At 30.7% G+C, this 21,257-nt stretch carries 35 protein-coding genes, 4 tRNA genes and 1 rRNA gene; 37 read left to right on the top strand and 3 right to left on the bottom strand.

All coding sequences use genetic code 11. The features are described 5' to 3' along the window. Positions 1-94 precede the first annotated feature (94 nt). Entirely contained in the window at positions 95-910 is an 816-nt protein-coding gene (locus M9400_RS01710; protein WP_250232102.1) for a biotin--[acetyl-CoA-carboxylase] ligase, read from the top strand. Between the two features lie 135 nt (positions 911-1,045). Here the strand turns inward: M9400_RS01710 and coaA are convergent, their stop codons facing one another. Beyond that, positions 1,046-1,990, bottom strand: a complete 945-nt coding sequence (gene coaA, locus M9400_RS01715) for a type I pantothenate kinase (RefSeq protein ID WP_250232105.1) — start codon at positions 1,988-1,990, stop codon at positions 1,046-1,048. Between the two features lie 277 nt (positions 1,991-2,267). Between coaA and M9400_RS01720 the strand changes: the two genes are divergently transcribed. The 33 genes from M9400_RS01720 to rplQ all read left to right on the top strand — a co-directional run bounded on the left by M9400_RS01720 (position 2,268) and on the right by rplQ (position 17,406). Beyond that, positions 2,268-2,340: transfer RNA gene (locus M9400_RS01720), tRNA-Thr, on the top strand. Between the two features lie 13 nt (positions 2,341-2,353). Next, positions 2,354-2,435 (top strand) — tRNA-Tyr (locus tag M9400_RS01725). A 33-nt stretch (positions 2,436-2,468) separates the two neighbouring features. Continuing rightward, a tRNA-Gly gene (locus M9400_RS01730) sits at positions 2,469-2,540 on the top strand. A gap of 23 nt (positions 2,541-2,563) precedes the next feature. Further along, positions 2,564-2,636: transfer RNA gene (locus M9400_RS01735), tRNA-Thr, on the top strand. A gap of 129 nt (positions 2,637-2,765) precedes the next feature. Next, complete coding sequence (gene bfr, locus M9400_RS01740; protein ID WP_250232107.1) at positions 2,766-3,236, top strand: bacterioferritin; 471 nt, start codon at positions 2,766-2,768, stop codon at positions 3,234-3,236. 324 nt (positions 3,237-3,560) lie between these two features. Then, positions 3,561-3,872, top strand: a complete 312-nt coding sequence (gene rpsJ, locus M9400_RS01745; protein ID WP_250232109.1) for a 30S ribosomal protein S10 — start codon at positions 3,561-3,563, stop codon at positions 3,870-3,872. Between the two features lie 92 nt (positions 3,873-3,964). Beyond that, entirely contained in the window at positions 3,965-4,600 is a 636-nt protein-coding gene (gene rplC, locus M9400_RS01750; RefSeq protein WP_250232111.1) for a 50S ribosomal protein L3, read from the top strand. 13 nt (positions 4,601-4,613) lie between these two features. Further along, the gene (gene rplD, locus M9400_RS01755; RefSeq protein WP_250232113.1) at positions 4,614-5,246 is read left to right on the top strand and encodes a 50S ribosomal protein L4; all 633 of its coding nucleotides are present in this window, start codon (positions 4,614-4,616) and stop codon (positions 5,244-5,246) included. Beyond that, positions 5,243-5,545, top strand: coding sequence for a 50S ribosomal protein L23 (gene rplW / locus M9400_RS01760; protein ID WP_250232115.1), 303 nt, complete (start codon positions 5,243-5,245; stop codon positions 5,543-5,545). Before rplD ends, rplW begins: the two co-directional genes overlap by 4 nt. Before the next feature lie 23 nt (positions 5,546-5,568). After that, complete coding sequence (rplB, locus tag M9400_RS01765; protein WP_250232117.1) at positions 5,569-6,393, top strand: 50S ribosomal protein L2; 825 nt, start codon at positions 5,569-5,571, stop codon at positions 6,391-6,393. Positions 6,394-6,418: 25 nt separating this feature from the next. Then, positions 6,419-6,706, top strand: a complete 288-nt coding sequence (gene rpsS / locus M9400_RS01770; RefSeq protein ID WP_250232119.1) for a 30S ribosomal protein S19 — start codon at positions 6,419-6,421, stop codon at positions 6,704-6,706. Between the two features lie 42 nt (positions 6,707-6,748). Then, entirely contained in the window at positions 6,749-7,078 is a 330-nt protein-coding gene (gene rplV / locus M9400_RS01775) for a 50S ribosomal protein L22 (RefSeq protein WP_250232121.1), read from the top strand. Positions 7,079-7,108: 30 nt separating this feature from the next. Then, positions 7,109-7,804 (top strand): 30S ribosomal protein S3, encoded by a 696-nt coding sequence (gene rpsC / locus M9400_RS01780; protein ID WP_250232123.1) that lies wholly within the window; start codon positions 7,109-7,111, stop codon positions 7,802-7,804. A 30-nt stretch (positions 7,805-7,834) separates the two neighbouring features. Next, positions 7,835-8,236, top strand: a complete 402-nt coding sequence (rplP, locus tag M9400_RS01785; RefSeq protein WP_250232694.1) for a 50S ribosomal protein L16 — start codon at positions 7,835-7,837, stop codon at positions 8,234-8,236. After that, positions 8,236-8,442: a 50S ribosomal protein L29 gene (rpmC, locus tag M9400_RS01790; RefSeq protein ID WP_250232125.1), complete on the top strand. Its 207-nt coding sequence runs from the start codon at positions 8,236-8,238 to the stop codon at positions 8,440-8,442. The genes rplP and rpmC overlap by 1 nt, the downstream gene beginning before the upstream one ends. A gap of 15 nt (positions 8,443-8,457) precedes the next feature. Next, positions 8,458-8,715, top strand: coding sequence for a 30S ribosomal protein S17 (gene rpsQ / locus M9400_RS01795; protein ID WP_250232128.1), 258 nt, complete (start codon positions 8,458-8,460; stop codon positions 8,713-8,715). A gap of 124 nt (positions 8,716-8,839) precedes the next feature. After that, positions 8,840-9,211, top strand: coding sequence for a 50S ribosomal protein L14 (gene rplN, locus M9400_RS01800; protein ID WP_250232130.1), 372 nt, complete (start codon positions 8,840-8,842; stop codon positions 9,209-9,211). A 14-nt stretch (positions 9,212-9,225) separates the two neighbouring features. Continuing rightward, entirely contained in the window at positions 9,226-9,546 is a 321-nt protein-coding gene (gene rplX / locus M9400_RS01805) for a 50S ribosomal protein L24 (RefSeq protein ID WP_250232695.1), read from the top strand. A gap of 12 nt (positions 9,547-9,558) precedes the next feature. Next, positions 9,559-10,098 carry a 50S ribosomal protein L5 gene (gene rplE / locus M9400_RS01810; RefSeq protein ID WP_250232132.1) on the top strand — a complete coding sequence of 180 codons (540 nt, stop codon included), beginning with the start codon at positions 9,559-9,561 and terminating at the stop codon, positions 10,096-10,098. A 30-nt stretch (positions 10,099-10,128) separates the two neighbouring features. Further along, a complete protein-coding gene (gene rpsN, locus M9400_RS01815) occupies positions 10,129-10,434 on the top strand; it encodes a 30S ribosomal protein S14 (protein ID WP_250232134.1) in 306 nt (101 codons plus the stop codon). A gap of 29 nt (positions 10,435-10,463) precedes the next feature. Then, positions 10,464-10,859: a 30S ribosomal protein S8 gene (gene rpsH, locus M9400_RS01820; protein ID WP_250232136.1), complete on the top strand. Its 396-nt coding sequence runs from the start codon at positions 10,464-10,466 to the stop codon at positions 10,857-10,859. Next, positions 10,849-11,415: a 50S ribosomal protein L6 gene (gene rplF / locus M9400_RS01825; RefSeq protein WP_250232138.1), complete on the top strand. Its 567-nt coding sequence runs from the start codon at positions 10,849-10,851 to the stop codon at positions 11,413-11,415. Before rpsH ends, rplF begins: the two co-directional genes overlap by 11 nt. 31 nt (positions 11,416-11,446) lie before the next feature. Next, positions 11,447-11,800, top strand: coding sequence for a 50S ribosomal protein L18 (rplR, locus tag M9400_RS01830; protein WP_250232140.1), 354 nt, complete (start codon positions 11,447-11,449; stop codon positions 11,798-11,800). 15 nt (positions 11,801-11,815) lie between these two features. Next, complete coding sequence (gene rpsE, locus M9400_RS01835) at positions 11,816-12,340, top strand: 30S ribosomal protein S5 (protein ID WP_250232142.1); 525 nt, start codon at positions 11,816-11,818, stop codon at positions 12,338-12,340. Beyond that, on the top strand, positions 12,324-12,503 hold the full coding sequence (gene rpmD / locus M9400_RS01840; RefSeq protein ID WP_250232145.1) for a 50S ribosomal protein L30: 180 nt from the start codon (positions 12,324-12,326) through the stop codon (positions 12,501-12,503). Before rpsE ends, rpmD begins: the two co-directional genes overlap by 17 nt. A gap of 3 nt (positions 12,504-12,506) precedes the next feature. Beyond that, entirely contained in the window at positions 12,507-12,953 is a 447-nt protein-coding gene (rplO, locus tag M9400_RS01845; RefSeq protein WP_250232147.1) for a 50S ribosomal protein L15, read from the top strand. A gap of 16 nt (positions 12,954-12,969) precedes the next feature. Then, positions 12,970-14,304 (top strand): preprotein translocase subunit SecY, encoded by a 1,335-nt coding sequence (secY, locus tag M9400_RS01850; RefSeq protein WP_250232696.1) that lies wholly within the window; start codon positions 12,970-12,972, stop codon positions 14,302-14,304. A gap of 35 nt (positions 14,305-14,339) precedes the next feature. Then, positions 14,340-14,456 (top strand): 50S ribosomal protein L36, encoded by a 117-nt coding sequence (rpmJ, locus tag M9400_RS01855; RefSeq protein WP_250232148.1) that lies wholly within the window; start codon positions 14,340-14,342, stop codon positions 14,454-14,456. A 33-nt stretch (positions 14,457-14,489) separates the two neighbouring features. After that, positions 14,490-14,846, top strand: coding sequence for a 30S ribosomal protein S13 (gene rpsM, locus M9400_RS01860; protein WP_250232151.1), 357 nt, complete (start codon positions 14,490-14,492; stop codon positions 14,844-14,846). Positions 14,847-14,884: 38 nt separating this feature from the next. Continuing rightward, entirely contained in the window at positions 14,885-15,277 is a 393-nt protein-coding gene (gene rpsK, locus M9400_RS01865; RefSeq protein WP_420022266.1) for a 30S ribosomal protein S11, read from the top strand. Between the two features lie 39 nt (positions 15,278-15,316). Next, complete coding sequence (gene rpsD / locus M9400_RS01870) at positions 15,317-15,940, top strand: 30S ribosomal protein S4 (protein WP_250232153.1); 624 nt, start codon at positions 15,317-15,319, stop codon at positions 15,938-15,940. A gap of 34 nt (positions 15,941-15,974) precedes the next feature. Beyond that, on the top strand, positions 15,975-16,970 hold the full coding sequence (locus tag M9400_RS01875; protein ID WP_250232155.1) for a DNA-directed RNA polymerase subunit alpha: 996 nt from the start codon (positions 15,975-15,977) through the stop codon (positions 16,968-16,970). A gap of 43 nt (positions 16,971-17,013) precedes the next feature. Next, positions 17,014-17,406, top strand: a complete 393-nt coding sequence (gene rplQ / locus M9400_RS01880; protein ID WP_250232158.1) for a 50S ribosomal protein L17 — start codon at positions 17,014-17,016, stop codon at positions 17,404-17,406. Between the two features lie 45 nt (positions 17,407-17,451). Here rplQ and fmt read toward each other — a convergent pair whose 3' ends face one another. After that, on the bottom strand, positions 17,452-18,426 hold the full coding sequence (fmt, locus tag M9400_RS01885) for a methionyl-tRNA formyltransferase (protein WP_250232160.1): 975 nt from the start codon (positions 18,424-18,426) through the stop codon (positions 17,452-17,454). Between the two features lie 43 nt (positions 18,427-18,469). After that, complete coding sequence (gene def, locus M9400_RS01890; RefSeq protein WP_250232161.1) at positions 18,470-18,961, bottom strand: peptide deformylase; 492 nt, start codon at positions 18,959-18,961, stop codon at positions 18,470-18,472. A gap of 436 nt (positions 18,962-19,397) precedes the next feature. Here def and tsaC point away from each other — a divergent pair, with 436 nt between their 5' ends. From tsaC to rrf, 3 genes are all read left to right on the top strand, one after another. Beyond that, positions 19,398-19,967, top strand: coding sequence for an L-threonylcarbamoyladenylate synthase type 1 TsaC (tsaC, locus tag M9400_RS01895; protein ID WP_250232163.1), 570 nt, complete (start codon positions 19,398-19,400; stop codon positions 19,965-19,967). 26 nt (positions 19,968-19,993) lie between these two features. Next, complete coding sequence (gene aroE, locus M9400_RS01900) at positions 19,994-20,872, top strand: shikimate dehydrogenase (RefSeq protein WP_250232165.1); 879 nt, start codon at positions 19,994-19,996, stop codon at positions 20,870-20,872. Positions 20,873-21,054: 182 nt separating this feature from the next. Beyond that, positions 21,055-21,170, top strand: a 5S ribosomal RNA gene (gene rrf, locus M9400_RS01905). Positions 21,171-21,257 lie beyond the last annotated feature (87 nt).

Here is a 21,257-nt window from a genome sequence, read left to right on the forward strand (position 1 = left end):
ATATAATTTGTCAATTAATCTGTAGTTATAAAATTAAATAAACATCAAAATACAAATATCAATATTAATTTTATTTTTTGGAAGTTTGAAAATTTTGTTAAAATCTAACGACAATCATAGTTTTATCACATATTCTCCTTTTTTAAATAAATTTAGGATTTTAACACAATTACTTGAAGGCAAAGTAATTGTGTTAAATGAAGTGAATTCAACAAACCAATATATAATAGATAATATTCCATATATAAGATCCGGTGATGCTTGTGTTGCAGAACACCAAACGCAAGGAAGAGGAAGGAGAGGGAAAATTTGGGTTGCGCCTTTTGGAGAAAGTATTTGCTTATCCATTTATTGGGCATTAAATAAGGTTCCACCGACAATCACCGAACTTAGTATAATGATAAGTATTGTTGTAGCAAGAGTATTAAAAAATTTAGGCGCATCTCAAATTAAAATCAAATGGCCTAATGATTTGTATATCGATGGAAAAAAATTAGCAGGGATTTTAATTGAAATTATAACACGAACTAATAACATCACTCATATAATAATAGGTATTGGTATTAACTTGTCTATGCGCGCGAGTATAGCATTGAATAATAAAATTGGTAAAGACTGGATTAATCTAAAAGATATTGGAATTACACCTGATAGAAATATTTTGGTAGCAACACTTATTAATACATTACATAAGAAATTAAAAGATTTTATGCGTCTAGGGTTTGATCCATTTATTTCCTACTGGAAAATTTTTGATTATTTATATAATAAACCAGTAAAATTATTGATTGGCAATCGTATAATCTGTGGTACAGCTCTTGGAATAAATATGCATGGAGCATTAATAGTGGATCAATTAAATTCAACAGAGCATTATTCAGGAGATAATATTTCTGTAGGTTTATCCTAAAATCTAAATTCCACTAAAAATTTCTTTACTAAAATAGTATTGTACTATAGAACGATACATTCTCATTATTGTTATGAAAACTATCTTTATAACATTAACTATAGAAAAATAAAATTATTATTTCTGTAGTTAATGTTATTTTCTTAATTGAACATTATCCACTGTATGATTAATACCTTTTTTTAAAATTAAATTTGCCCGTTCACGAGTAGGTAAAATATTATTTTGTAAATTCAGTCCATTTATCTTAGTCCATAATTTAGAGGCTATAGAAATTATTTTTTTTTTAGATAATTGTGTATAACGATAAAAGTAAGAATCAGGATAAGAAAAAGTAGTACAACAAAATTTTAAAAATCTATCAATATACCATTCTTGTAGTAAATCTTCTGGAGCATCGACATAAATAGAAAAATCAATAAAATCAGATACAAAAACACAAGGTAAGTTGTAATTATAATCGTAGTTAGTTTGTAAGACATTTAATCCTTCCAAAATAAGAATATCTGGCTTATAAATTATCTGTTGAACATTAGGAATAATGTCATATTTTATATGAGAATATACAGGAATTGCCATGGATCGTGTCTCTCCAGATTTAATTTTTGAAATAAAATTTACTAAACTAGCAATATCATAAGATTGTGGAAAACCTTTTTTTTTCATTAAATTTCTTTTTTTTAATATTTTATTAGAATACAAAAATCCATCAGTTGTTACTAATTCTACAATCCGGTGTTCGGGCCATCTACTAAGCAGCGCTTGCAATACTCTGGCTGTAGTACTTTTCCCCGCAGAAACACTACCAGCAATACCAATAACATATGGTATACGTTGTTCTTGAGTGTTCAAAAATTGCTCTAAGATGTTTTGTCGTTTTATATTTGAATGAATATATAAATTAAGCAACCTAACTAACGGTAAATAAATTTCTATTACTTCATTTATAGAAATATTATCATTTATGCCTCTTAAATTTATAATTTCTTTTCGAGATAATATCAATGGCATATTATCTCGAAAAGATGCCCATTCTTTACGATTAAAAGTTAAAAATGGTATAGACGAAACATGTAACATATTGTTTCTATTATAATAATAATATATGGATACATTATTATAATTAAATCTTCTATTTTAGTTCTTGAACAAAATAGAAGATTTAATTATAATAATGTACTATAGTTGAAGTGTTACAAAACATAATGATTTATGCCTTTAAAATAAAAATCTATTTTTTAGAAAATGTTTTAAATACTTTTATTATCTTAAATACAATAGTATAATAAAATATTTTTAAATATATGTTCATCAGAGTAGAATAATGCTCGTTTTGTAAAATAATAATTAATGTGATGCCGGTGTAGCTCAATAGGAAGAGCAACTGATTTGTAATCAGTAGATCAAAGGTTCGAATCCTTTTGCCGGCATCTGTAAAATTGTGATGGGGTTCCCGAGTGGCTAAAGGGAGCAGACTGTAAATCTGTCGTCGTAGACTTCGAAGGTTCAAATCCTTCCCCCATCATTTAATTATGAGTTAGTTTTATTATCCTATAGCGTGGGCATTGTATAATGGTTATTACCTCAACCTTCCAAGTTGATGATGTGGGTTCAATTCCCACTGTCCACTTTTATATAACATAATTGAACTATGCTGATATAGCTCAGAAGGTAGAGCACACCCTTGGTAAGGGTGAGGTCAGCAGTTCGAATCTGCTTATCAGCATTTACATAAATCTTCCTGTGAAGATATTAACAACTTTATAATAAAAAGATAATCTAAACATAATAAATAACTTTAATTGTAATACTAAAAACATATATACAAAACTAAAAATATTATTTAGGAGCTTTTATGAAAGGAGATAATCATCTTATCATTCATCTTAATAACTTACTGAGTGATGAAATAATGGCTGTAAACCAATATTTTTTACATGCTAAAATCTTTAAAAATTGGGGGTTACAACGTCTTAATAATATAGAGTATCAAGAATGTATGGACGAATTAGATCATGCAGGACTTTATACAAAACGTATTTTATTTTTAGAAAACATGCCTATCTTAAGAAAATTTGATGCATTAAATATTAATGAAAATATTGAAGATATTTTACATGCTGATCTTAACTTAGAATATCATAGTGTTGAAAATTTGCGTAAAAGTATCAAATATGCTGATTCAGTACAAGATTACATATCTAAAGATATAATGATACAAATTCTTAATGATGAAGAAAAACATATTGATTTTTTAGAAACAGAATTAAATCTCATGACAAAAATTGGTATGCATAACTACATACAATCCCAATTGAATAAATGATCTTTCATATTACACAAATATTTTACAAATATTTGTGTAATTTTTTAAAATTATTAAAAATGCTTTAAAAAACTTTTATTCCAAATTGATCTTGTTTTTTGCTTGCTTACTGGTACACTAAGTTTACATGGTGCTTCTCTTGTAAAAAATAGAATATAACTAATTACTATATTACACAAGTATAAAATACGATTTTGCGCATTAAATGTAGTGGCACAAAAAATGTTTTAACCATCAATTGTAAACCAGAAGACTACAGAATATTACAAGATTGTATACAAATTTGTTCATAAATAATTAATTTTTGGAACTATATATTTAAATATGCAAAATCAAAGAATACGCATTCGTTTAAAAGCATTTGATCACCGATTAATAGATAGATCAACTGTAGAAATCGTGGAAACTGCTAAACGTACTGGAGCTCAAGTGCATGGACCTATCCCATTGCCCACTAAAAAAGAGAGGTTCACTGTTTTAATTTCTCCGCATGTTAACAAAGATGCAAGAGACCAATATGAAATACGCACTCACAAACGTTTAATAGATATTGTTGAGCCTACCGATAAAACGGTTGATGCTTTGATGCGTTTAGATTTAGCGGCAGGAGTAGACGTACAAATTAGTCTCGGATAAAATAATACATATAGTGTTTGTTATATATAGCATGTATACATAGGTAATAAAATTTTATTTATAAAAATATAAAAGAGGTTGTATCCATAATAATGAAAGGTTTAATTGGTAAAAAATTGGGTATGACTCGACTATTCAATGAAGAAGGCTTGTCTATTCCCGTAACTATGATTGAAATAAAACCTAATTATGTAACACAAATAAAAAATACTAAAAAGGATGGATATTTCGCAGTGCAAGTAACCACTGGAATAAAAAATACTAAACATGTTAATAAGCCAGAAATAGGGCATATGCTAAAATCAGGAATTGATCCAGGCCGTGGTTTGTGGGAATTTCGCTGCGAAAATAAAACAGAAATATCAGTAGGAGATATCTTTACTATACAAATTTTTATAGATATTAGAAAAGTTGATATCACAGGAATATCCAAAGGAAAAGGATTTGCAGGAACAATAAAACGCTGGAATTTTCATATGCAAGATGCAACTCATGGAAACTCTTTATCACATAGAGCTCCTGGGTCTATTGGACAGAACCAAACTCCTGGTAAGGTATTCAAAGGTAAGAAGATGGCAGGACAATTAGGAAACTATAAAGTTACAGTACAAAATTTAAATGTTATAAGTGTTGATGTGAAACGAAATTTGTTACTAGTTAAAGGTGCTGTCCCAGGAATCATTGGCGGTAACTTAGCTATTAAAAAATCTATTAAAGTACAATATTAAAGAGAAAATATAAATGGAATTAAAAATTAAGGACTTTACAACAGACAGAAATATATCAGATTTAACTAAATTTTATGTATCTGATGAAGTTTTTGGATGTCCTTTTAATCCAGCATTAATACATCAAGTTATTTCTGCTTACTTAACCAATTCTCGCCAAGGCACAAAATCTCAAAAGGGACGCTCAGAAGTTGCAGGTTCTAATAAAAAACCTTGGCGTCAAAAAGGAACCGGCAGAGCTCGTGCCGGATCAATAAAGAGCCCTATTTGGCGTTCTGGAGGAGTAACCTTCGCGGCTAAACCTAAATTATACAACCAAAAAATAAACAAAAAAATGTATCGAGGAGCAATAAGAAGTATTTTGTCTAAATTAGTTTGTGATGATCGCTTGTTCTTAATAAGAAATTTGTTTATAGAAAAACCGAAAACTAAATTATTATTAGAAAAATTAAAAACAATAACACCAAAGAAAAGTATATTGATTTTTACTGATTTTTTAGATAGAAATTTACTTTTGGCATCACGTAATATTTATAAAATAGAAATACGTACTGCGACACATATAGATCCAGTAAGTTTAATAAATTTTAATACCACTTTAATTACTGATACTACTATAAAGAAAATTGAGAAGCAGTTAATATGATTTATCAAGAACGTTTATTAAAAATATTAAAATCTACACATGTTTCTGAAAAAACATCTATTCAATCAGAAAAATATAATACTTTTGTTTTTAAAGTAGCAAGATATGCGACTAAAACAGATATTAAAAATGCTATAAATATGATTTTTTCTGTAAAAACAAATAACATAAACACTATAGTTATCTCAGGAAAATCTAAAGGTACAGCTAATAATGTTGGTCGCCGTAGTAACTGGAAAAAAGCGTATGTTACTTTAGAAAAAGACCAAAAAATAGATTTTATCAATACACTAGAATAGATAAATATGGAAAATTAAAAGAAATGCCTATTGTTAAATGCAACCCAACTTCCCCAGGTAGAAGACATGTTAGCAAATTAGTTAATTTTGATTTATATAAAGGGAATCCTTGCTCTTCGTTGTTATCTAATAAAATTAATAAATCAGGCGGACGTAATAATTATGGTCGTATTACTGTACGCCATATCGGAGGGGGGCATAAAAAACGGTACCGAATAATTGATTTTAAACGTAATAAAGATGAGATTCCAGCCATAATACAACATGTAGAATATGATCCAAATCGTTCAGCAAACATAGCATTAATCTTATATAAAGACGGAGAACGCCGTTATATTTTGGCTCCAAAAAATATAAAAATAGGAGATGTTATTAGTTCTGGACTAAACGTTCCGATAAAATTAGGCAATTCCTTACCTCTGAGTAATATCCCGATTGGATCTTCTATTCATAACGTAGAAATGAAAATAGGAAAAGGCGGGCAATTAGCACGTTCTGCAGGAACCTATATACAAATAGTAGCCCGTGATGGGGAATACATGATTCTTAGACTACGATCTGGGGAAATACGTAAAGTTCGTTGTGAATGTCGAGCAACTATAGGGGAAGTTGGTAATTCTGAACATATGTTGCGAATGTTAGGTAAAGCTGGGGCCAATAGATGGCGCGGCAATCGCCCTACTGTACGCGGTACGGCTATGAATCCAATTGATCACCCTCATGGAGGTGGAGAAGGTAAAAATTTTGGAAAACACCCCGTATCTCCTTGGGGAGTACAAACCAAAGGGAAAAAAACACGTAGTAACAAACGTACCAATAGATCTATATTATCTCATCGAAAAAGATAAAATTTCAAGACTTTAGGAAAAACTTATGCCTCGTTCTATTAAAAAAGGTCCATTTATTGACTTGCATCTTCTTAAAAAAGTAGAAAAAGCAATAGAAATAGGTGATAAAAAACCTATTAGAACTTGGTCACGGCGATCAACAATATTTCCAAGAATGATTGGTTTAACTATATCAATACATAATGGACGTAAACATATACCTGTATTCATTTTAGATGAAATGGTCGGGCATAAATTAGGCGAATTTGCTCCAACTCGTACGTATCGTGGCCACTCAGTTGATAAGAGAACAAAAACCATTGTTAAAAAATAATTATAATCTTAAAATAAGATTCACTATAGGGGATAATCTGGTATGCAAACAATTGCTAGATACCGTTATATTCGTTCTTCTGCTCAAAAGCTTCGTTTAGTAATTAATATGATCCGAGGAAAAAAAGTATCTCAAGCACTTGATATTTTAGAATATACCAACAAGAAAGCCGCAAAATTAGTAAAAAAAACTTTAGAATCTGCTATTGCTAATGCGGAACATAATGATGGTTTAAATTTTAATAATTTAAAAATTGCTAAAATTTTTGTTGATAATGGACCTACTATTAAAAGAATCACGCCACGAGCTAAAGGACGATCAGATAAAATTATGAAACGAACAAGTCACCTTACCATAATGGTATCTAATTAAAAATATACTTAAACGGATGGAGTACTACAAATGGGTCAAAAGGTACATCCGAATGGAATACGGTTGGGTATCACCAAAACATGGCATTCCACTTGGTATGCAAATAATAAAGATTTTTCTAATAACTTAGGAAACGATTTTTCAGTGCGTCAGTTTTTAGCAAAAAAACTTTCAAAAGCTTTAGTATCTCGTATAATTATTGAGCGTCCTGCTAAAAGCATAAGAGTGACTGTTTATACAGCTAGACCTGGGCTCATAATTGGAAAAAAAGGAGAAGATATTGAAAAATTACGTAAGAATATAGCAAAAATTTCTGGTGTTCCAACGCAACTAAATATTGCCGAGGTTCGTAAACCAGAATTAGATGCGAAACTATTAGCTGATAATATAGCATCTCAATTAGAACGCAGAATAATATTTAGACGGGCAATGAAACGGGTTGTACAAAGCGCAATGCGTTTAGGCGCAAAAGGAATTAAAGTAGAAATAAGTGGTAGATTAAGCGGCGCTGAGATTGCTCGTACCGAATGGTATAGGGAAGGACGTGTTCCATTACATACTTTTCGTGCTGACATTGATTATAGTCTTGCAGAAGCACAGACCACATATGGTATAATTGGCATTAAAGTATGGGTGTTTAGAGGAGAAATATTAGGAAATATATTATCTGCTACTACAACAAGCTACTCAAATCCATCAATTAATCAATCAATTAAAAACACATAAAAATCGCATATAAAGGATAGTAATAGGATGTTGCTGCAACCAAAGCATACAAAATTTCGTAAAATGCATAAAGGGCGTAATCGAGGGTTAATAACAAATGACAGTATCAGCTTCGGAAAATTTGCTTTAAAAGCTATTAGTCGTGGGCGATTAAAATCTTGTCAAATTGAAGCCGCACGGCGTGCTATAAGTCGTGCTATCAAGCGTCAAGGACAAATTTGGATTCGTGTGTTCCCAGACAAGCCTATCACTAAAAAACCTCTCGAAGTACGAATGGGAAAAGGAAAAGGTAACGTAGAATATTGGGTGGCGTTGATACAACCAGGAAAAATTTTATATGAAATAAATGGAGTACCAAAAGAACTAGCATATAATGCTTTTAAATTAGGTGCTGCAAAATTACCAGTTAAAACCACTTTAATAGGAAAATAATGAATAAAATAATAAAATCATTAAATCAAAAAAAAAAGAATGTTATTACTTCGTTTAAAGAAGAATTAATAAAGGTATTACGTGAATATTTTAACTTACGTATACAGGCAAAAGCAGGTCAGTTAAAACAATTGCATTTATTAAAAAAAGTGCGCCGTAATATAGCATCGATTAAACATTATTTATCTAATAATAAAAATATATAAACAAGAGGATATTTTATGCCTGATAGGATTCGTGTCCTGATTGGTCGTGTAATTAGTAATAAAATGAACAAATCTGCTGTTATTTGTGTTGAACGCTTAATTAAACATTCAACATACGAAAAGTTTATTAAACGCACCACTAAATTACATGTACACGACCCTAATAATGAAACTAATATTGGAGATATCATTTCAGTGCAAGAATGTCGTCCCATTTCTAAAACAAAATCTTGGATATTAACTTCTATTATCAAAAAATCAGATTTTTTTTAAATAAAATATAATATATAATTAACAATAAATTGTTTAACATGACTAATATAATGAATACACAGATATTTTTCTTTTGAAAAAGTCAATTAATTACTATTATTATTATAATTATTATGGAGTTTATGTGATTCAAGAACGTACTATTTTAAATGTTGCTGATAATTCTGGCGCGAGATATGTAATGTGCATTAAAGTGTTAGGAGGGTCTGGCCATCGTTACGCTAATGTTGGTGACGTTATTAAAGTTGCTATTAAAGAAGCAGTACCACGCGCTAAAGTAAAAAAAGGTGATGTATTAAAAGCTGTTGTAGTACGCACAAAAAAAGGTGTACGTCGCTCAGATGGATCTGTTATCAGATTTGATAATAATGCTTGTGTATTACTACATGATACAACTGCTCAACCTGTAGGAACTCGTATTTTTGGACCAGTAACTCGTGAATTACGTAATGAAAAATTTATGAAGATTATTTCTTTGGCCCCTGAAGTAATTTGATGGAGATAATTATAATGGCAGCAGCTAAGATTAAACGTAATGATGAAGTTATTATATTAAGTGGAAAAGACAAAGGAAAAAAGGGGAAAGTAAAGCACATTTTTTATGATAAAGGTAGAGCTATAGTAACAGGAATAAATTTAATAAAAAAACACCAAAAACCCATCCCAAATAAAAATCAACCAGGAGGTATTATCGAAAAGGAAGCATCTGTCGATTTGTCTAATATTGCAATATTTAATACTACTTTAAATAAAGCAGATCGTGTAGGATTTAAAATAAAAAATGGGAAAAAAATACGCATCTTTAAGTCTAATGGAGATATAGTTAAGTAACCGGAACAACATATGACTAATTTATATGATTATTATAAAAATAGTGTAATACAGAGTTTAATGCAAAAATTTCAGTACCGATCTGTTATGCAAGTTCCTACAATTAAAAAAATTACTATTAATATGGGAGTAGGAAGATCTATTATCAATAAAAATTTTTTGGAAAAAGCAATAGAAGACTTAATAAAAATTTCAGGGCAAAAACCAATAATGACTAAAGCGCGTAAATCTATTTCCAGTTTTAAAATTAGGCAAGGTCAACCAATTGGATGTAAAGTAACCTTAAGAGGAGCACGCATGTGGGAATTTATTGAGAGATTCATTTCTATTGCTATGCCTCGTATTCGTGATTTTCGTGGTTTATCTATGAAGTCTTTTGATGGCCATGGTAATTACAGCATTGGAATACGTGAACAAATTATCTTTCCTGAGATTGATTATGATACTGTTGACGATATGAGAGGAATGGATATCACTATCACTACGAATGCTATTTCTGATAATGAAGCACATGCTTTATTATCAGCTTGTCGTTTTCCATTTCGAAAATAATCGTGTCGCTTCAAATAAGAGAGTTAAAGCATGACTAAAGAATCCGTAAAAGCGCGTGAAATAAAGCGTTTAAAATTAGTTAATAAGTATTATACGCAACGTATTTCTCTAAAAAAAATTATTGTTAATCAACGTATTTCTAATAAAGAACGTTGGAACGCTGTTTTAAAATTACAAACTTTGCCGCGTGATTCTAGCCCATCTAGACGACGCAATCGTTGTCGTCACACTGGACGTCCTCATGCTTTTTTAAGAAAATTTGGATTAAGTCGTATGAAGTTACGTGAAGCTGCTATGCGCGGAGAAATACCTGGTCTAAGAAAAGCTAGTTGGTAATCAATTATTTACTGTCGGAGTCATACATAATGAGTATGCAAGATTCAATTGCGGAAATGTTAACTACTATACGCAACGGGCAAATTTCTAAAAAAGAAAAAATTTGTACCCCGTCTTCCACAATTAAAGTAGCAATTGCTGCTGTATTAGCAGAAGAAGGATTTATAAAGAAATACAATGTTACAGATAATATTAAGCCCATTTTAGAAATATTTCTAAAATATTATCAAAAAAGAAAACCCGTCATAGATACTATAAAACGTATTAGTCGCCCTGGGCTACGTATCTATAGAAAGAAAAAAGAATTACCTCAAATAATGTCTGGCATGGGGATTGTTATTATTTCTACTTCTAAAGGTATAATTACAGATAACAAAGCTCGTCAGCTTAATGTTGGTGGGGAGATTATATGTTATGTATCCTGATACTGAACATATTTCTACGTCACATGTATATAAAACAATAATTCTTATTCCTAATATAATAACAATAAAACTACAAGACCATTGTATTTATGTTACAGGCACACTTGGAACGTCAACTTTAAGATTACATAAATCAATTGCTGTGCAATTACATGATGAAAAAAAACTGTTGGTGTATACCAACGAAAATATTAATATTAAAAATAAAGCCTTAATAGGGACAACGCACGCGTTAATTAATAATATGATTACTGGTGTCACAACAGGGTTCACTAAAAAGCTACAATTAATAGGGATAGGTTATCGTGTAGCTGTTAAAAATAACATAATAAACTTAACTATAGGATTCTCTCATTCTATTAATTATACATTACCTGTAGAAATTACAGCGATATGTCCCAGTCAAACCGAAATTACTATAACAGGGATAAATAAGCAAATTGTTGGACAAATAGCAGCAGATTTAAGATCACTTCGTCCTCCTGAACCTTTTAAAGGAAAAGGTATTCGCTACATTAATGAAATAATACATAACAAAGATACTAAAAAAAGATAATGATTATCAATCATATAGAGAATAATGTAATATGAATAAAAAAAATGCTCGTATTAAAAGAGCTACAAAAGTACGAAAGAAATTGTATAAATTAGGAGCCACTAGATTAGTAGTACATCGGACTTGTAAGCATATTTATGCGCAAATAATTTCAAAAGACAATTCAGATGTATTAGTTACAGCTTCTACGACGGAAAAACTAATTTCAAGTCAAGTACGAACAACTAGTAATAAAAAAGCTGCAGCTATAGTAGGAAAAATTATTGCAGAACGTGCAACAAAAAAAAATATTACAAACGTATCTTTTGATCGTTCTGGGTTTAAATATCATGGTAGAGTACAAACGTTAGCTAACTATGCTAGACAAGCTGGGCTAATATTTTAAATTAAGGCAAATAAAATGAAATATATTGATAAACAGCCTAGTGAATTACAAGAAAAATTAATTACAGTAAACCGAGTTTCTAAAACTGTTAAAGGAGGTCGCGTATTTAGTTTTACAGCATTAACTGTAGTAGGAGATACAAATGGTCGTGTGGGATTTGGTTACGGTAAGGCTCGTGAAGTTCCATCGGCCATTCAGAAATCCATGGAAAAAGCTCGCCGTAATATGATAATTGTCTCTCTGTATAAAGGAACTTTACAACATGCAGTTAAAGGAACATATACAGGTTCTCATATTTATATGCAACCTGCTTCTGAAGGAACTGGAATAATCGCTGGAACTACAATGCGTGCTATTTTAGAAGTAGTTGGAATACATAATGTATTAGCAAAAGCTTATGGATCTACAAATCCTATTAATATAGTTCGTGCAACTTTAAATGCATTACAAAAAATGAAATCTCCCCAAATGATTGCAGAAAAAAGGGGTAAATCGATCAAAGAAATTTTAGGTTATTATAATTATGTTAAAAACTATTAAATTGACCCAAACTAAAAGTTCTATTGGGTGTCTACCAAAACATAAGGCAACTTTACGTGGTTTGGGATTATCCCATATCAGAAATACTGTTGAAAGAATTGATACGCCTGCCATCCGTGGTATGATTAATTTAATTTCTTACATAATTAAAGTAGAGGAATAAATCATGTATCTTAACACTATTTCTCCATCTAAAGGATCTAATCGTTTAAGTAAACGAGTAGGTCGAGGTATAGGGTCTGGATTAGGTAAGACAGGAGGGCGTGGACATAAAGGACAAAAATCGCGTGCTGGAGGAAAAATACGTCTTGGGTTTGAAGGTGGACAAACTCCTTTATACCGTAGGTTACCAAAATTTGGATTCACATCTCATAAAGCTATGGTTACCCAAGAAATCGGATTATCTGCTTTATCCTGTATTCCTAATCCTGGTAAAATAATAGATATAAACGTTCTAAAAACACATAATATTATCAAGAAAAAAATTAAGTTTGTTAAAATTATCATGTCTGGAGAAATTAAACGTCCTATCATACTACATAGTAGCTTACGAACTAGCAAAGGCGCACGAATTGCCATTCAAGCTATAGGCGGGCAAATAAAAAAGGGGTAATTCAAAAAATTAAATGATGATAGTTACTAAAAAACGGCAACCTAAATCTACCTTTAAAAGCATACAAGGTGGGTTACACGAATTGAAGCGAAGAATTATATTTGTGATTAGCGCTTTGATTATTTTCCGGATTGGATCATTCATTCCAATCCCAGGAGTAGATTTAATTGTTTTAGCAAAAATTATAGAACAACAACAAGGAACTATTATTGAAATGTTTAACATGTTTTCTGGAGGATCCTTAAGTCGTGCTTCTATTTTTAGCTTAGGAATTATGCCATATATTTCATCCTCAATTATTGTGCAACTATTAACCGCAGTACATCCTACTTTAATAGAAATTAAAAAAGAAGGAGAAAGTGGAAGAAAACTAATTAACCAATATATTCGTTATGGTACTTTAATACTGGGAATATTACAATCAGTAGGTATTGTCACTAGTTTACCTAGTGTGTCTGGATTAGTGATTAATCCAGGGTTTTCCTTTTATTGTATAGCAATTATTAGTCTTGTTTGTGGCACTGTTTTTTTAATGTGGTTAGGGGATCAAATCACTAACAGAGGAATAGGAAACGGCATTTCAGTTATCATTTTTTCAGGAATAATCGCTGGATTACCACTCGCTATAGGCCATACTATAGAACAAGTAAGACAAGATGAATTACATTTCTTCATATTAATTTTAATTATCTGTTTGATATTTAGTATTACTTTTTTCGTTGTATTTATGGAGAGAGGACAACGTCGAATTTTAGTGCATTATGCTCATCGTCAGCAAGGTCGTCGTATTTATGCTGCCCAAAATACACACTTACCGCTTAAAGTAAATATGGCTGGCGTTATTCCTGCTATTTTTGCTTCCAGTGTAATCTTATTTCCAGGCACCGTTGTTTCTTGGTTTGGTAGCAGCACCAGTTGGCAATGGTTAGCTATAATTTCTTTATATCTACAACCGGGCCAACCATTATATATGTTACTTTATGCAGCAGCTATCATGTTTTTTTGTTTTTTTTACACATCTTTAGTATTTAATCCGCGTGAAACAGCTGAAAATTTAAAAAAATCTGGAGCATTTGTTCCCGGAATTAGGCCAGGGGAGCAAACTGCAAAACATATCAATAAAATTATGATTCGTTTAACTTTTATTGGAGCGATATATGTTACATTTATTTGTTTAGTGCCAGAGTTTATGAGAATCTCTATGAGAGTCCCTTTTTATTTTGGAGGAACATCTTTACTTATTGTAGTTGTAGTGATTATGGATTTTATGGTTCAAATACAAACCTTAATGATGTCCAGTCAATATGAATCTGTGCTAAAAAAAGCAAATCTGAAACACTTTAATCACTGATTAAAAATTTATAAATTTTATATATAGGAAAAACTATGAAAGTACGTGCATCAGTCAAAAAGTTATGTCGTCATTGTGAAATTGTAAAAAGACACAATATCGTTCGAGTAGTGTGTCGTGTAGAACCAAAACATAAACAACGACAAGGATAATTTTTATTAATATCAATTTTAGGAGTATAAATAGTGGTACGTATAGCAGGTGTCAATATTCCTGATCGCAAACATACCGTTATTGCTTTAATGTCCATTTACGGAATTGGTAAGTCTCGTGCTCGATTAATTTGTTCAAATATAGGAATAAATGAACATTTACAACTTTATAAATTATCTGAGGCCCATATAGATAAATTACGTGATGCAGTAGACAAATATATTGTAGAAGGGGATTTACGTCGAGAAGTGACCCTAAATATTAAACGTTTAATAGATCTCGGTACTTACCGCGGATTGCGACATCGTCGTAATCTACCAGTGAGAGGTCAAAGAACTAGAACAAACGCGAGAACCCGTAAAGGTCCTCGAAAATCAATAAACAAATAACTTAAGTAAGTTTAATAAAAGAAATATACAAACATAAAATGATTAAATCATCCAATCTTCGAGCGCGCAGACGACTCAAAAAACAAATTTTAGATGGCATAGCACACATACATGCATCTTTTAATAATACTATAATCACTATTAGTGATCAACAAGGTAATACTCTGGGATGGACTACAGCTGGGGGCTCTGGTTTTCGTGGATCTCGCAAATCTACACCGTTCGCTGCACAAATAGCTGCAGAACGGTGCGCTGAAATAGTGCAAGAATATGGAGTAAAAAATTTAGAAGTTATGGTTAAAGGACCTGGACCAGGGCGTGAATCTGCAGTACGAGCATTAAACGCATCAGGATTCAATATCACTAGTATTACTGATGTTACCCCGATCCCTCATAATGGTTGCCGTCCTTCCAAAAAACGTCGTGTCTAAAAAGACACGACTAATGTTATTTTTAAGGAAATTAAGTGTATGGCAAAATATTTAGGACCTAAACTGAAACTCAGTCGTCGTGAAGGAACAGACCTTTTTTTAAAATCTGGAATTCGTCCAATTGATTCCAAATGTAAACCTGAACAACCCCCAGGGCAACATAATATACGTAAATCTCGGTTTTCAGATTATGGAATACAGTTACGAGAAAAACAAAAAGTTAGACGTATATATGGTATTTTAGAACATCAATTCTCTAATTATTATAAAAAAGCTACACGTATTAAAGGCAATACCGGTGAAAATTTGCTGAAATTATTAGAAAGTAGATTAGATAATATTATATATCGTATGGGATTTGGAGCAACACGTGCTGAAGCTCGTCAGCTAGTAAGCCATAAATCCATTATGGTTAATGATCATATTATTAATATAGCTTCATATCAAGTTGTGCCTAATACAATTATTAAGATACGTAAAAAATCACATAATCAATCCAGAATTCGTGCTTCTTTAGAACTCGCTGAGCAACAGCGAGAAAAATTAGCATGGATTGAAGTCGATCCTATTAAATTGCAAGGAATATATAAACGTTTCCCAGAACGTAACGAATTATCTGCAAATATCGATGAACATCTAATTGTTGAATTATATTCAAAATAAACAAAACTTGTAAGATAATAAAAGAGAGGCGGTGATGCAGAACTCTGCAATAGAATTTTTAAAACCACGTTTAGTAGATATTGAACAAATTACTAAAACACGCGCTAAAGTTACCCTAGAACCATTAGAACGAGGATTTGGTCATACTTTGGGAAATGCCCTACGTCGTATTTTACTTTCATCAATGCCTGGATATGCAATAACAGAGGTTGAAATTGATGGTATATTGCATGAGTATACCACAAAAGAAGGTATACAGGAAGACATTTTAGAAATTTTGCTTAACCTAAAGAAATTAGCTATTAGAGTTGAAGGAAAAGATCATATTATTCTAACTTTAAAAAAATCTGGGATCGGTCCTGTAATTGCAAATGATATTTCATATGATACTAATAATGTAAAAATTATTACGCCAGGTCATATTATATGTCATATAACCGATGAGAATGCATCTATTAACATGCGTATAAAAGTACAACATGGACGGGGTTATGTCCCAGCTTCTTCTAGATTTAATCCTGAATCAGATGATACCTTACCAATTGGTCGATTATTATTAGATGCATGTTATAGTCCAGTAGAAAGAATTTCTTATAACGTAGAAGCTGCTCGTGTTGAACAACGTACAGATTTAGATAAACTAATTATTGATATAGAAACTAATGGCACTATAGAACCTGAAGAGGCAATTAGGCGTGCGGCAACAATTTTATCTGAACAACTCTCGGCTTTTATTGATTTACGAGATATACATCAACCAGAACATAAGGAAGAAAAACCAGAATTCGATCCAATTTTATTACGCCTTGTTGACGATTTAGAACTAACTGTACGTTCTGCTAATTGTTTAAAAGCAGAATCTATTCATTATATTGGAGATTTAGTACAACGAACAGAAGTAGAGTTGTTAAAAACTCCTAATTTAGGAAAAAAATCATTAACAGAAATAAAAGACGTGTTAGCTTCTCGTGGATTATCTTTAGGAATGCGTTTGGAAAATTGGCCTCCTTCAAATATTTTAGATGGTTAACATATTTGTAATTCAATATTATAATCTAATAAAGGTAATGTATATGCATCATAGAAAAAGTGGCTCTAAATTAAATAGAACTAGTTCTCATCGTAAGGCTATGTTTCGCAATATGATTATTTCATTAGTAACTTTCCAAATTATAAAAACTACTTTATCTAAAGCCAAAGCGCTACGTCGTATTATTGAACCATTAATTACATGTAGTAAAATAGATACAGTTGCAAACCGGCGGTTAATTTTTTCTAAAATCAGAGATAATAATATTGTTACAAAATTATTTACACAAATCAGCCCACATTTTTTAAACCGTCCTGGAGGATATACTCGTGTATTAAAATGTGGATCACGTAAGGGAGACAATGCTCCAATGGCATACATCGAACTAGTGGAACGATCTAAAATAATAAAAAGCATAAAAAATAATTATAAATAATTACTTCATTAACATAATAAAAATTATGAATTAATATAATTTACTTTATTCCAATACTGCATTAGGCATAAACCATTCTTTATATGCATTCAGGAGATCACATATTAACGTTCTTTTTTTTCCTGAAATTTGTAACATAGTAAGTATTAATACTCCAGAACCAGTAACAACATGAATACCATATGGATTAATTGATAATATAGTACCAGGTAACATAGATGCAAACGAGTGATAGCAGTGATCCATTGTATTTCGGTTTCCTACTTCGGCACTCCATACTCTAATACGACGATCTTTTAGCAGAAAATAACTAATTGGCCATGGATTAAAAGCACGGACACATCGCTCTAATTGAATAGCTGATAATTTCCAATCGATACGTGCTTCTTGTTTAGTTAATTTATGCGCATATGTAGCATAAGTTGAATCTTGGGGTATTAGCGTATATGTTTCTAATATAAGTTGATCCAGTACTTGTAGTAACATGGTGGAGCCCATCTTTGCTAATCTATCAGAAAGGGTATAACTAGTATCTTTTGGTAAAATATTACAAGGCATAATATGAAAAATATCGCCAGTATCGATGCCCAAATCCATTCGTATAATAGTTACTCCTGTAATAACATCACCATATTCCAACGCACGTTGTATTGGCGCTGGACCACGCCAACGAGGTAATAATGAACCATGTACATTAATACACCCTAGTCTCGGTATATTTAATATTTCTTCTGGTAAAATTAATCCATAAGATACAACTACTATTAAATCCACATTAAGTTTTTTAATAATATAAATAATTTCAGAAATGGACAAAAAACTAGATTTAAACAATGCTATATTGTGCTTTTCTGCAATATCATGCAAAGATAAAAAGGATCTATGTTTTGATACTTGTATTTCTTGAGTAAAAATCGCTATTATTTGATGTATAGAAAAACAAACTAACGTATATAAGTGCCATGCTGCAAAATTTGCAGTACCAAAAAAAGCAATACGCAATGATTTTGTGTGTTTCATAACATACGACATACTAAAAATAAAAATAAATACTCTATAATATTTAAGATAATTTTTTCATTTTTTTATAAATTCTTTTAATTTTAAATGGAGATAAATAATCAATAAAAAGCTTACCACATAAATGATCTACTTCATGTTGAATACAAATTGCTAATAAATTATTTGCTTCTATCTCAAATTCATTACCATTTTGATCTAACGACCGAACTGTTATATTTTCTGAACGTGGAATGATTTCATGTATTTGAGGAATTGACAAACAACTTTCAGCCATACTAATAATACCTGTTCTTTTTATAATATTAGGATTAATAAGGACTAGCCGTTGCTTGTTTTTTACGCAAAGGTCAATAACAATAATTTGTTGTTGAATATTAACTTGTGTTGCAGCTAAACCAATGCCTTTATTAAAATACATCGTATCAAACATATCATTTACAATCTGCCTAATTTCATTAGAGACTGCAATAACAGGATCAGCGATTTTTCTAAGACGTTTATCAGGATAACGCAGTATTTCTAATATCGACATAAATAAAAAAATTATTAAAATAAAATTTTAAGTGAATTGTATATGATCTGATAAATTATGGATATAATTCAGAAAAAATAAATATAAAATATTAATGCTTATCATATATTAAAAATTCATTTATTTTAATAAAATTTTTTAATACTTAACTCCTGGAACTTAAAGTCTAATTAAATAATCAGATACATGTAACTACATATAACTATATATATAAACATATATAGAATGTTAAGTGAACTATAATACACATACGTAATAAAAGATATCGAATCACATCTATATAATTTTAAGTATATCAAAATATTAAAACTTGAAATATTATAATTTTGTGTATAAACTTTGAGAAAATGAATTGATTAACAACTTTAAAAAATCTTTTACAAACAGTGATTTAGATCAAAGAATATTATATAATATTTTCATTCAATAATAGTCTATGACAAAAATATTATCTTCATCAAATATAAAAGATTTGTTAGTACAACTATATCAAGGAAAAGTAATTATTTATCCAACAGAGTCAGTATTTGGATTAGGATGTGACCCTGATAATAAACATGCAATACATACTTTATTAAAAATCAAACATAGATCATGGAAAAAAGGTTTAATTTTAATTGCTGCCAACTACACACAACTACTAAAATATATCGACGATAGCTGCTTAAATGAAAAACAAAGATCTCGAGCCCTTTCTGTTTGGCCTAGACCGACAACATGGGTATTTCCAGCAAGAATAAATAGTCCATATTGGCTAACAGGTCGATTTTCTTCCTTAGCAGTACGAATCAGTTATTTTGAACCAATTCAACGTCTTTGTTTAGCCTTTGGAAAACCTTTAGTGTCTACTAGCGCAAATCTATCTGGAAAACCTCCTGCACGTACTATCACAGAAGTATACAAGCAATTCGGGTATGGGATACCCATCATGTATGAAGACGTACTTGGAAAACCTAATCCTTCAGAAATTAGAGATATTATAACTGATAAATTAATTCGTGGATAGTTTCTGTTATTGGAGGAGATATATAAATGAGTGCATTTGCTGTTTTTGGTAATCCAATCGAACATAGTAAATCAGCAGAAATTTACGCATTATTTGCAAATGAAATTGGAATTAAAAAAGAATATGACTTAAAATTAGTGTCACAAAATAATTTTGAGAATCTCTTATATAATTTTTTTAAATTAGGCGGATTAGGTGCAAATATTACCGCTCCATTTAAAGAACATGCATACTTTCTGTGTCATAAATTAACTGAACGCGCAAAATCAGCCCGTTCAGTTAACACAATTAAAAAACTAAACAATGAAATTTTATTAGGAGATAATACTGATGGTATTGGATTTATTAGTGATTTAAAACGTCTTAACTGGATAAACAACAACAATTATATCTCTGCAATAACACACCACAACAAATCTACAAAAATAAATATTTTATTAATCGGTGCGGGAGGCGCCTCAAAAGGAATTCTTCTTGCATTGTTAACCACGGTAATAGAATGCTATATACATGTAGTAAACAGAACATTACATAAAGCCCAAACATTAGTATCTTATTGCCATGAAATAGGATATAAAAATGTATCATGTATACCTTTATATGAATTAAGTAACAATACTAATAAATATAATTTAATTATTAACGCTACGACTAGCAGTATGATCAATACCGTTCCGAAAATACCGTCTTCTATTATCACTCCTTTAACTAAATGTTACGATTTATTTTACCAAAAACAAGATACATCATTCATAACATGGTGTAAAAAACATGGATCAAGCTACTGTTCAGATGGATTAGGTATGTTAGTAGAACAAGCGGCTCATGCATTTTTATTATGGCATAACTTACTTCCTTCTGTTGATCCTATATTAAATCATTTAAGATCTACTCTTTATATGTAATTACAAATTTTTTACAAAAAAAAATAATAAACAGAAAATTATCTATCTTTAAGATATATTCTTATCAGATAAAATTTATGAATTTAAACATATTTTGCTTTATAAAAGTTTTAAAATAACATACAATATTTTATGAGATTGGTGAAATATTTGTTGTATAAATATATAGTTATAGAAACTAACTTGGCGGCGTCAGCGCGATAGTACCACCTGATCCCATTCCGAACTCAGAAGTGAAATGTCGTAGTACCAATGGTAGTGTGGGGTTTCCCTATGCGAGAGTCGGGGGCTGCCAAGTGGCTTACATTTAGTTGATGTAGTTATTGACAACGATTAAAATAATGCAAAAATAGAAAATAAAAATTTTTTATTGAAGAATAAAATA

This window comes from Blochmannia endosymbiont of Camponotus sp., from assembly GCF_023586085.1.
Classification (GTDB): Bacteria; Pseudomonadota; Gammaproteobacteria; order Enterobacterales; family Enterobacteriaceae; genus Blochmanniella.